10 protein-coding genes are annotated in these 12,167 nt (G+C 43.7%); 9 read left to right on the forward strand and 1 reads right to left on the reverse strand.

From position 1 onward, the window contains the following. Nucleotides 1-95: 95 nt before the first annotated feature. From JMY05_RS01225 to JMY05_RS01250, 6 genes are all read left to right on the forward strand, one after another. The gene (locus tag JMY05_RS01225) at nucleotides 96-1,403 is read left to right on the forward strand and encodes an FAD-dependent monooxygenase (protein ID WP_227678064.1); all 1,308 of its coding nucleotides are present in this window, start codon (nucleotides 96-98) and stop codon (nucleotides 1,401-1,403) included. Between the two features lie 73 nt (nucleotides 1,404-1,476). Then, nucleotides 1,477-2,745, forward strand: coding sequence for an FAD-dependent monooxygenase (locus tag JMY05_RS01230; protein WP_201613943.1), 1,269 nt, complete (start codon nucleotides 1,477-1,479; stop codon nucleotides 2,743-2,745). Nucleotides 2,746-2,783: 38 nt separating this feature from the next. Next, entirely contained in the window at nucleotides 2,784-3,503 is a 720-nt protein-coding gene (locus tag JMY05_RS01235; RefSeq protein WP_045444767.1) for an OmpA family protein, read from the forward strand. A gap of 33 nt (nucleotides 3,504-3,536) precedes the next feature. Beyond that, nucleotides 3,537-4,172: an OmpA family protein gene (locus tag JMY05_RS01240; RefSeq protein WP_227678065.1), complete on the forward strand. Its 636-nt coding sequence runs from the start codon at nucleotides 3,537-3,539 to the stop codon at nucleotides 4,170-4,172. Nucleotides 4,173-4,232: 60 nt separating this feature from the next. Continuing rightward, on the forward strand, nucleotides 4,233-5,432 hold the full coding sequence (locus JMY05_RS01245; protein ID WP_201613945.1) for a hypothetical protein: 1,200 nt from the start codon (nucleotides 4,233-4,235) through the stop codon (nucleotides 5,430-5,432). Nucleotides 5,433-5,502: 70 nt separating this feature from the next. Beyond that, entirely contained in the window at nucleotides 5,503-6,141 is a 639-nt protein-coding gene (locus tag JMY05_RS01250) for an OmpA family protein (RefSeq protein ID WP_201613948.1), read from the forward strand. A 27-nt stretch (nucleotides 6,142-6,168) separates the two neighbouring features. Here the strand turns inward: JMY05_RS01250 and JMY05_RS01255 are convergent, their stop codons facing one another. After that, nucleotides 6,169-7,080, reverse strand: coding sequence for a lysine exporter LysO family protein (locus JMY05_RS01255; RefSeq protein WP_045444775.1), 912 nt, complete (start codon nucleotides 7,078-7,080; stop codon nucleotides 6,169-6,171). Between the two features lie 269 nt (nucleotides 7,081-7,349). Here JMY05_RS01255 and JMY05_RS01260 point away from each other — a divergent pair, with 269 nt between their 5' ends. The 3 genes from JMY05_RS01260 to JMY05_RS01270 are packed head-to-tail and all read left to right on the forward strand — an operon-like array spanning nucleotide 7,350 to nucleotide 12,167. Continuing rightward, complete coding sequence (locus JMY05_RS01260) at nucleotides 7,350-10,136, forward strand: alpha/beta fold hydrolase (protein ID WP_201613950.1); 2,787 nt, start codon at nucleotides 7,350-7,352, stop codon at nucleotides 10,134-10,136. Then, complete coding sequence (locus tag JMY05_RS01265; protein WP_201613952.1) at nucleotides 10,129-11,343, forward strand: patatin-like phospholipase family protein; 1,215 nt, start codon at nucleotides 10,129-10,131, stop codon at nucleotides 11,341-11,343. The genes JMY05_RS01260 and JMY05_RS01265 overlap by 8 nt, the downstream gene beginning before the upstream one ends. 8 nt (nucleotides 11,344-11,351) lie before the next feature. Beyond that, a complete protein-coding gene (locus tag JMY05_RS01270; protein ID WP_201613954.1) occupies nucleotides 11,352-12,167 on the forward strand; it encodes an SDR family NAD(P)-dependent oxidoreductase in 816 nt (271 codons plus the stop codon).

Below are 12,167 nucleotides of genomic sequence, written 5' to 3' on the forward strand. Positions count from 1 at the left end.
ACGCCCTAAAAAATTAAAAGAATTCTAGCGATTATTCATCGCTTATAGTGCGTGCGCCCAACAGCGTAAAATAGACATGAAAATTAGGAATAATAATGCAAAATACTGATGTGAATTTATCGAATGCTAAAAAAAAGTTTGAAGATAAAAAGGCAGCTACTGAGCAGCAAGTCCTCATCGCTGGTGGTGGTCATGTGGGATTGTCCTTTGCACTGTTACTAGCGCATCATGGTATTGCTAGCACGTTATTAGAAAAAAATAGCTACCCAACCATCAGTCCAAATGATGACAGCAATCGCAGCCATTATTTAGACAGCCGCAATACAGCACTGTCACGTCGTACGGTACAGATTTATCAAGAGATTGGGTTATGGGATGAGTTGCAAAGTCATGCTTGTCGTATCGATGCGGTGCAGATTAGTGAGCAAGGCAGCTTTGGGCGTGCACAATTAAACAAAGCTGAAGAGCGGGTCGAGTCATTTGGACAAGTGATGGAAAATGCGTGGCTCGGACGTAAGCTTTTATTAGCCGCGCAGCAAGAGCCATTAATCACTTTGATCGATAATGCCAGTGTTAGCGCCGTGACCCAACAAGCGGATGGGGTGACGCTCAGCTTTAACTATTATGGTGAAGAGGAACATGAGCAGCAATTGCAAGCTAGCGTTTTGGTCGCTTGTGATGGTCGCGATTCGACGGTACGCCAATTATTAAATATTGGCACGACGACTTATGATTATCAGCAAACGGCTATCGTCGGTGTGGTAGAAACTGACAAGCCACACGCACATGTGGCGATAGAGCGTTTTAGCCCAGCAGGGCCACTGGCGGTGTTGCCATTGACAGATCCAAACGGTGATGGCAATGATGACTATCAGACAGGCTATAGACGCTCTGTGGTTTGGGTTTGTCCAAAAGGGGAAGAAAATAAATACTTAGCAGACGATGCCCATTTCTTAGCGACATTGCAGCAAGCCTTTGGTGAGCGTGCGGGCACGTTTGTCGCTGCCGGTCGCCGCGGCGCTTATCCACTGACACGTGTGCTGGCACACAAGCAAGTAGAGGGTCGCTGTGTCATCATGGGCAATGCTGCTCATACCTTGCACCCTGTCGCTGGTCAAGGTTTTAACCTCTGTATGCGCGATGCCCATGTGCTGGCACAAATGATGAGCGCGCAAGTGCTAAAAGGCGAAGACATCGGCGATACGCAACTGTTAAAACGCTATGAGAAAGCACGGCTAAGCGATCAAAAACGCGTCATTCGCTTCTGTGATGCCGTGGTACATGGTTTTACCCATCCTAATCCAGTCATCAAGTTGGCGCGAAATGTAGCCTTGGTTGCCTTTGATAAACTGCCAAATATTAAGCCACTAGTCGCTAACTACGCGATGGGATTAAAATCCTAGTTTGCCATATTACGGTATATTAACGGTTTAGACCAATGTTCTATACGATTGCACTTAACTGTAGGAGTAACTTATGAAGAATAATCATACGCTGATTATAGGTAGCGGTATTGTTGGGGCAACGCTTGCTTTACAGTTGGCGCAAGCAAAAATGCCCGTGACGTTAATTGATGCTCGCCCTGCACGTGATGATTCAGAATGGCAACAGGTGCTTGGCAAGCGGGATGCGCGCGTTTATGCCTTGAGTCTTGCCAGTATTAATTTACTTAAAGGCGTGGGCGCATGGCAAAAGATAGCAGCATCAGAGCGCAAAGCCGATTATTCGCAAATGCAGGTATGGCAACTAAACGGTATGGGTGAGCTATTATTTGGCGATAGCGGCGATAATCATCCTAACAATCATTTACCGCAAATGCTCGGTAGCATGGTCGAGCCTGCTGTCATTGAGCATGCGTTATGGCAATGCCTGTATGAAGATGATGTCAGTGACTATCTAACCATTATCGCGGGGCAAAAAGTTACAAACATGGATTGGTTAGGTGCAGATCAAGGTTACCGGGTGACGCTAGACAATCATACTGCTATCGATGCGATGCTGCTGGTTGGTGCCGATGGTCGTGGCTCATTTGTGCGCCAACAAGCGGCGATTGGACTGGATACACTCGATTATAATCAAACCGCTATTTGCTGTGCGATTCACACCGAAAAGCCGCATCAAGCAACCGCCCGTCAGGCGATGCTGCCCACAGGTACGCTGGCACTATTGCCGTTAGCAGATATCACTGATGCAGATAAAGCCAAGCCGCAACACTGGCAGTCGATCGTGTGGACATTGCCGCGCAATCAAGCATTGGCGTTGATAGAGGAGGACGCGCGCGTCATTGCTGATAAATTGGCTGCTGCCAGTAACTATGAGCTAGGTGCTATCACTCAGATTGAGTCAATCGCTAGCTTTCCACTGACCGCGCAACAAGCGAAAAGCTACGTCGCGGACAACCTAGTCTTGATCGGTGATGCAGCGCATGGCGTCCATCCACTGGCGGGTCAAGGGTTGAATCTGGGCATGCTCGATGTACAGGCTTTAAGCGAGCAATTGGCACATGATTTTGAACGTAGTGGTGGAACCAGTTGGGGCAGCAATCAAACGTTGCGTAGCTACGAGCGTTTGCGCCGTCCACATAATAGCCTAATGATGCACAGCTTCTCGGCGCTTAACTGGCTATTTGCAGGGTCACTTGCACAGATGCGTCCTATTCAACAAATTCGTAGCGAAGGTATGTATCGCGTTGGTAAAATCAAGCCGTTGATGAGACTGTTTGCCAAGCAGGCGAGTGGGGTTTAAGGTTTGAATCAAGTTATTAACTAAACTAAGGATGGCGTATGAAGACTCAGTCATGGATGGCGATAGCCATCGTAATAGCTAGTTTTATTTTAGCCTCCTGCCAATCTACCCCTAAAAATAATACAATAGATAAAAAGGCAGACAACACACCTAAAGTATTGATAGAGCCACTTGCAGATACAGACAATGACGGCGTGCCCGATGAAATTGATAACTGTCCTAACACTGCTGAAGGGGTCAAGGTTGATCCCTATGGTTGTCCAGTGGCGGTCAATTTGATTGGGTCACTAGTAATGGATATTAGAGTCTATTTCACCTCAGATAGTCTTACCCTAACCAACGAAGCTTATTTAACTGAAGTACAAAAGGTCGCTGAAAAAACGCGTAACAACCCTAATTTAGTTACCATTTTATCAGGCCATATCTCCAAAGCTGAAGCTGAAAACCGTAAAGCCACTAACGCCACGCCTAATAATAGGCGCTTAGCGAGTAATCGCGTGAAATTAGTCAAAGATTATTTAGTAGAGCAAGGGATTGTTACTGATAAAATTTTGGCGTTTGATTGCAGGGATAAAATTCAGCTTGGTGTTAATAATGAAGGTGCTAATATTGAAACTGAAAAGCATGCTGCTGAAATGTCATTGTTGAATCAAAGAGTTTTTGGGGCGGTAATAGAAGCTGATAAAGCATATTCTAGGAATTACCCTGATGAGCAGCATTCTTTGAAGCATTATAAAGAAGTCTGTCAGCAGCTTTAGAAGAAATAATTTATGAATACGCTATTGAGAAGTATGCTTGTTGTTTTAATCAGCGTCTTAACGCTATCCGCATGTCAAACCGCTGACTTGTCTAAGCAAACAAGCCAAACTATTAAGATGCCAAATATAACGGTTAGTTTAGATAGCGACGGCGTGCCTGATGATTTGGATCAATGCCCAAATACCACAGAGAACGTGGTAGTGGACGAAAAAGGTTGTCCTGAGATTACAAGTCTTATTGGTATGCCTCCAATGATGGAGTATCGTGCTTTTTTTACCAAGGACAGCAGTGAATTATTGCCACAGTATCATGATGAGCTTGATAGAGTAGCAGAACAGATGAATAACTATGATACGGCTACTATAAAAATTGAATCTCATGTCTCGAAGGATGAGGTCAGTAAAGCTTCTACCTCAATGTTGCAATCAAACTCACTGGCTAAGAATAGAGCACTCATTGTCAAAAATTACCTAATTTTAAATCACAGAATTGAGCCTAGTCGTCTGACTACTCTCGATTGCGGTATCAAAGGTTCTATTGCACCTTCTGACACCGAGGAAGGCAGATCTATGAATCGTAGAGTTTATAGCTTAGTAACTGATTTAAAAAACTACAAAGCTAATTATCATCAAAATGACCTAGGCTCAAACAGGTGTATCGAGTTTTAGTTTTTGTCATTTATTAATAAATAACCATAAGATAAAAATAACTACTCGAAGGCAAATCTCATGCTCATCCCCAAATACTGGGCGCAACACAAACAGCGCTTTGAATCGCTAGAAACGTCTAGTAAACCTTCCAAGCAAGCTACTATCAAACGTTATGGTTGGTCAGATATCAGCCAAATGGAAGCGCTATCCCATGCTAAAGCGCGAGTAGATGACGCCCATGAGCGATGGCTGGCAGGTGAAGATATCTTACGTCGTGAGCGCGAGGAAGAGTATAACGAAGGCAATAGCATTCCTATTCGTGAAAAGATTATTTATGAGCATGATTTTCCAGAAAATGAATTATCGAATAATAGTGCAGCAGTAACGAAGCTTATCGTTACGCGTAACAGTTACGGCGCACAAGTCGCTAACGTCGATAATATTGCCATTATCGATGTCGATAATGATGATTTATTGCGTCATATCTATCCTGATGATTATACTCATCATAGTTTTATGCCTGCCTTTCTCGTTAATCAAAGCAATCCCGCCAGCAAAATTAAAATTTGGTTTTTTGTTATTGTCTTTATACTTATTGCCAGTGTTATCGCTTGGCTAGGACTATCATGGTTGTGGTTATTGGCTGTTATGATTGGTGCGACCGTCTATTTGTGGCAGCAAGCCAGTGCAAAAGACAAAACTCGCGCGCAAAAATATGCTGATGACGCCGCCTCGTTACTGCCCTATATGACGGATTTGATCAAAAAACGTGTTGTCAATCATCCTACCGAACGCTTTCGTTTATATCAAACGCCAGCAGGATTTCGCATTATTGCCACACACGATACTATCGTGCCAAGTGATAACGTGGTAGAAGATTGGTTTGCGTATTTCCATGCGGATACCAATTATGTGCGTCTATGTCAAGCGCAGCAGTGCTTTCGAGCACGGATTACTGCCAAGCCGTGGCGTATGAGTGAAGTTGAAAATAAGAAGTTGGCTAAAGATATCCCTGCTAAGGACTTTTGGTTTGGCTCCGAGAACACAGATATAGATAGTAGCATTGAGCAACGTCAAGATGAGTTAAAAGCGCGCAAACAATGGATGGCTGATTATGATAAGTATGCCAAAAACTATCGCGCCTGTCGTTATGTCGATAGTATGATTGGTAAAGAGGTTGCTAGGGAAAGTGGCAGTGGAGTACCTTCTCATATTGATGAGTTTATCCAGTGGCATGATAAGGCGTGTCAGGTGGAAAAAAATCTAGAGATGGCTTAGATTATACTTTTCTTAATTAATTTTTTACGAATGCTAAAGTAGTATTGAATTGTATAGAGGAAGTCTACTGATGAGACTTTATAGCGTTTTATTATTAATAGCATCTATTGCTTTAGCTGGCTGTCAAACTACTACAACTGCGCCGTCTAAGAAGATACCTAAAGATGAAAATATCAGGACGATGCAAGCAGAGACTGATTCAGATGGCGATGGTGTTTCGGACAAATTGGATTATTGCCCAAACACACCTTCAAACGTTATGATAGATGAGAACGGCTGCCCACCTTCATTAGAAATTACTGACAAGAATTTCATAAAAGGAGAAGTTAGAGTCTATTATGATGAAAATAGTAGTGAGATAGATAGCAAGTATTTTGAAGAGTTAGATAGAGTAGGTGCGCTAATGCAAAAGCGCTTAGATATAATGATAGTTATTGAGGCTCATATAAGTACACTCGAAGAAAGCAAGGGCTATCAAACCCTTGCCAACAATCGTGCCGGAAGATTTAAAAACTTTTTGATTTCTAAATATCAAGTCAATTGTAATCGCATTAAAACTCATGGTTATGGGGCAGAGCAACCTGTTGCTTCTTCTAATACTGAAGAAACGGACCAGTACAACCGTCGCCTATATGCAGTATTCATTGATACCAAAAATAATATTGAAAACTTCAATGATAGTAATGGAAAAAGCTGTCAGATATTTTGACTTTAATAGTTTTTGAAAGTAATAAAACTACCTCAACGCCGAAAATACCACCATCAGCACTGGCGAGACAATATTAATAATAAAGCCAAAACTAATCGCCAATGGCACGACCTTTAGACCACCTGATTGTTGAATGATTGGCAGGGTAAAGTCCAAGCTCGTCGCGCCGCCAAGTCCTACGGCTGCTGATGGATATTTACGCATAAACACGGGAATAAATATCAATGCAAAGAACTCACGTACCAAGTCATTAAATAGCGCGACACTGCCCCAAACCGCGCCATAAGCATCAGTCATCACAATCGCTGATAACGAATACCAACCAAATCCTGACGCCAGTGCCAAGCCTTTGGTCCACGATACCTCACTGAACATCAGCGCAAATATCAAGCCACCAACCAATACAGCTAGTGTAAAGATGACACTCATCTCAACGCCGCGCTTATTCAGCAGCACTTCTTTTAGCGTAATACCTGAGCCTTTTAAGCCAATGCCGACCAACAAAATTAATATCATCAGCATCACCGTCATGGTATTTTCAGGCGGCATATAATTGTCTGGTAAGAAATAACCAATCACCATACCAATGACCACACAAACGACTTGAGCGAGGCTACCACGGATACTCACGCGATGTTCTTTAGATTTTACGCTGGGTTTTTTGGCATGCCATGGACGCAGTCGGTCAAATAGCATCAGGGCAAACAAACCACTGCCAATTGTCAAAATCGATAATATGGTCACATATAGCGCAATTTCGCCTATCTGACTGCCAAGTCCTTCAACTTGTGACAACTCGATACCAATCAGCGCTAAGATGATAAATACCAGATAAGATAAGCCTTTATCAGCAAGCTTTGTCATGGTTGGATGAGAAGGAATGGCAAAGCCAATAAACATTGGCATTAATACCAGAACAAGGGTAACTAGGCTTTGCATGGTGATTGGCTCGCGGCATTTTCAAAGGCGTTTTTAAGAAGCTGGAAATTGTATCACATGAAACGATCAATACTGACATGAGCGGCTAAGATTCCTTGTAAAAGCCGACTGTTTAACGACCAAATATTCAGTGTTAAGATAAAATCGTGAATCACTAAGCCGTAAGTCAGGATTTCATTCATGATAATTTGACTGCTAACAACGCTTAAGTATTTACCTGACCAACTTTTGTTGCTACATTAATAGACTTACTATATTTGGCTTGCCTCATGTCGCTATATCAGCTCAAGTCTCAGTTTCAAGATCAGCTGCGTCCAATAAGTGATGTGTTGGTCGAGCAAAAGGTGACAGCAAATCAAGTGACGGTGTCAGCCGTATTATTGAGCCTTGGTACGGCCTATATGATTGCCAAACCCGCAACTGAGCAGCAGGCATTATGGTTGCTGTTACCTTCATCACTGTTTGTGCGTATGGCGCTCAATGCTATCGATGGCATGATGGCGCGTGAGCATGAGCAAGCCTCAAGGCTTGGGGCAGTGCTCAATGAAGTGGGTGATATCGTGGCTGATACGGCGCTTATCGCAAGTTTAGCTCCGCATGTTGCTAATGATAATGCGCAAGCGTCGGCAGTCAATTTACCAAACCGTATATCAATCCATCAGCGTCATATTATCGGACTGATTGCGCTTAGTATCAGCACTGAGTTACTAGGTATCACCAGTAATACGATGTTAGACATTAGAGCAAACCAAGGGCCTTTAGGCAAAAGCGATCGTGCTTTTTTACTGGGTTTGCTTGGCGCTTTCATGGCGACTAAAATGCCGATCATGCTATCGCATATTAAAGTGGGTCCACTATTGATACTGACAGAGGCGCTGCTACTAAAAACCTGCTTGAATCGCCTGCGTTATATGGCAGATTTATACTTGATGCGTAAACCACCCGCGCTTCGTTCAAATTACTCAGAAACTCTTGAGTTAATCCCAGAGCCATCGTACAAATCTATTTTTTCGCTTGGTTACCAAATGAATGTTGGTCAATCCAATACGCTATTTTTCGATGCTGTTTCATCAAATTATTCTTTATTAAGCTATCCTCTATCAAATTTTTCTTCATTAAATGCCTCTTTATCAAATTCTGCTATTAAAACTTCCTTTTTGGAGCCTAAGATAATGCCGACCACCCCTCTCAATAGTCATGAAAAAGTGGAGCAGGTTAGTGATACGCTCAATTTATCGTCTTCCAAATTGATAAGCGGTGAAAGTTGCTATAACGCTTACGATGGCACGGCAATATATTATCGCTATTGGTTAACGACACCTTTAGAGGGTATCAAACAAGCCAGTCAGCCTCTGCGTCAAGTCATTCTGTTACATCGTGGTCACGAGCATTCGGGACGCTTAGCAGAACTTGGGGAGCAGTTTGCCATGGCGGGCTATCAAGTATTTGCTTGGGATGCGCGCGGTAATGGGCGCTCGGGTGGTATCAAGGATCATGCAGAAAGCGTCACCGAGCTTGAGCGTGATTTAGATGGTTTTGTGCAATTGGTTATCGGGCAAACGGGCATTGCTATCGAGGATACCTTAATCGTCGCCAGTAGTATCGGTGCAGTACTCGCCGCAGCATGGGTACATGATTACGCACCCAACATTCGCGGAATGATATTGGGTACACCAGCGTTGAGTATCCGCTTGTACATGCCATTTGCCATACCATCGTTAAAGGTGGCTCGCGCGCTTGGACTGATGTCACGCGTGAGCAGTTACGTCAAAGCGCAAGTATTGACTCATGATAAAGACGCACAGCAAGCTTATAATGCCGACCCGCTGATATCTAATAGCATCTCGACCGACTTGCTCATCGATACTCATGCAACGGGTCAACGCTTGCTCGATGATGCTAGCGCTATTAATGTACCGACGTTTGTATTATGTGCGGGTAAGGATTACGTGGTCGATAAACAGGCAGAGCGCGATTTTTATGAGGCGATTAATACGACCAATAAACGCTGGCAGTTATATCCAGATAGCTATCATGCAATCTTCCATGAGACCAATAAGGCAGACGTCTTTGCAGATTGTATCGAGTTCGCTGAGCAGGTATTCAGTACGGATGTTAAGGTGCCTGATTTAAGCGCGGCGCATATGAATAGTGCCAGTAAAGATAAGGTTGACCGTTTAGCGATTAAGCCTTTTAATCCGAGCTTTGCCATTACTCGATTTGCCATGCAAAAATTTGGTCATGTCAGCGATGCTATTGCTACAGGACTGGAGCATGGCTTTGATTCGGGGCATTCGCTCGATCACGTTTATTATAATCAGCCTAGTGGTCAAAATAAATTTGGTCAGGCAGTTGATAAGTTTTACTTGAGCAATATTGGTTGGCAAGGGATTCGTATCCGCCGTGAGCATATATTGGAGCTGGCACGTGAAGCTCTGGCAGATATTGAAGATAAAACTAAAAATAGTGCTCAGCTATATCAACCAAAACTACTCGATATCGCTAGTGGACATGGCTTTTATGCCTTTGATTTACTGACAGATTTTACTAACTTGCACGCTGAGCTACGTGATTACGAGCAGCATAATATCCAAGCCTTACAGGCAAAGGCGGAGCAGTTAGAGATTGCTGATCGTGTCCTTACTTGTCAAAAAGATGCGTTTGACTCTGCCAGTTATTCTTATTTACAGAAGGCAAGTGACAATACTAAAGGCCTTGACGATAAAAAATTTGATATCGCCATTGCTTCTGGGGTCTTTGAGTTATTTTCTGATAATACGTTACCAGCTACCGCGTTATCAGGTATTTATGACAGTTTAAAAGCTGATGGTTATTTACTTTATACCAATCAGCCGTGGCATCCTGAGCAGGAATTTATCAGTAAAACCTTAAACAATCATCGCGGTAGCAGTTGGGTGATGCGCTGTCGCTCACAAGCGGAAATGGATCAATTGGTTGAGAATGCTGGCTTTAAGAAAGTCGCTATGCGTATCGATCGTTTTGGTATCTTTACCGTGTCATTGGCAATTAAAGTCACCTCAACCAATCATGAATAATACGCATGCCAAGCCTTATGAGCGCGTGCAACTGTTTTCAGGGGGCGGTTCACGTTTCGCCTATTATTTGGGCAGTTATGCTGCATTGGTGGCTCATGATTTGAAGCCAGATATCATCGTCGGCACTTGCGGTGGTAGTCTGTCGGCTTATTTGGTTAATTTAGCGCCTGATCCCAAGGATTTGCAGGCGCTCATGTGCAGCCATGAGTTGTATCATGTCATTAGTGCAATCAGACATGTCACGCCAGACGAAGCCAATAGACGTTTAAAAATACGTTATATGATGCAGGCGCTTAAACGTTGGCGCTTGTCACGGCAGGTTTCTAACCACCAAAAACAGCAGCAAGCAGATAACTATGAGCGACTATTAGATGAGTTGCAGCATTTAGCGATGTTTCGGATAGATAACGAAGGGCAATGGCTCGATGAATTGTCTCATTTTTCTTCCAAGCACAATAATAGTTTGTTTAATCCTACCGCGCCAGAGATAGCCGTTATCGCCAGTCGACTGTATCAAGCGCCCAATCAACCCAGTAATCAAATGCCTACTGCTGATAGTTCTGTTTACGATGAGTTTAAGCTGCAAGAATTGTTATTTGCGCCACCGCGTTTAACCGTATCAGAGCACTTTGAGCAAATGCTTAACTCACCTGCGCACATGTTTGCCGATGGGCGTATCCATCAGTCAGTAAATGTCGTAAAGCAGTGGGAATTCAATCCAGCGGTTCGCGCTTCTATGGCAGATATGTATTATCTACCGCCAACGCCTATAGACGATTTGGGGTGGTGCTTAGGCGGGGTGATTAATCTCACGCCCATTGAGCTGGCGTGTCAGTTAGGAAAGACTGTATTTGCAGAGACCAAGGCAGGTTATGATTCATGGCTGGCGGCACCAGCGATTCAGCGCGTTTTTGGTTTTGATCCCAATGAGCGTTTGGCACAGGTGCATGGTTATGAGTCAGCAGAAATACTGTCGCTCGCTGATTCTGCAGCAATCAAGCATCGAGTGAATCAGCTCCATTGGTTGCCCTTTGCAGATAATGGTCAGCAGTTGGCAGGACAGCATGTACAAAAGCGTTTTAATATAAAGCAAATGACGGTTGAACTCATTCACAGTGACTATGATGGCTTTGTGCAGCAAATGCAGGCGCAATGGCAATATGGCTATCAGCGTACGGCTGACTATATACAGCAGCATGGTCTATGAACTCTAAAATGAAAAACATCACACAGTCGACTTCAATTCATAAGCCATCGCATATTATCGTCTTTGGCGGTACGAGTGGACTTGGCTTGGCGTTGGCGCTGCATCATCAGGCGCTTGGCTGGCAAGTGAGCGTGGTTGGTCATAGCGTAGAGAAGATAGCCCGTATCAATAGTCAGTATCCTGATATTGCTACTCACTGCTGTGATTTAACCGATAGCGCGCAAACACAAACGTTGGTAGATAACTTGTCAGATATTAGTTTTCAAAGAGTAATTTATAGCGCGGGTAGTTACACCAATGAGCGTATTCATCATCTGAGTCAAGCTGACAGCGATAAAATGCTAGCGATTAATCTGCAAGCGTTCGAGCAAGTTTTTAGGTGGGCAAGTGAGCAATTAAAACAGCAAAGTTATTCAGTGGATTTTAATAAAAGCAACAAACTCAGCCTGATTTGTATCGCTTCTATCGCCGGTACTATGGATTATCCTTATGCCAGCCTTTATGCCAAAAGCAAACGCGCGATGATTGCGACTGCAAGCGCTTATCGAGCGGCACTTGCGCCGTATCACATCCAAGTCAACTGCATCGCCTCAGGCTATATCGATACTCAAGCATTACGCGATTTGAATGACGGCGATGCCAGTCATAAGCCATTCATAATAAATACGCAAACGGCGGTGAAGCATGTTATGCAAGCCATTGATAAAAATATTGAGCTGGCAGTATTTCCGCGCTCCACGCGTTATATTACTCGGGCGCTCAATCATTTGCCTAAGCCTGTGCTTAATTGGATATTGCGCAGTAGATTGGATAAAACGACTTGA

The organism is Psychrobacter sp. JCM 18902, from assembly GCF_904846615.1.
GTDB lineage: Bacteria > Pseudomonadota > Gammaproteobacteria > Pseudomonadales > Moraxellaceae > Psychrobacter.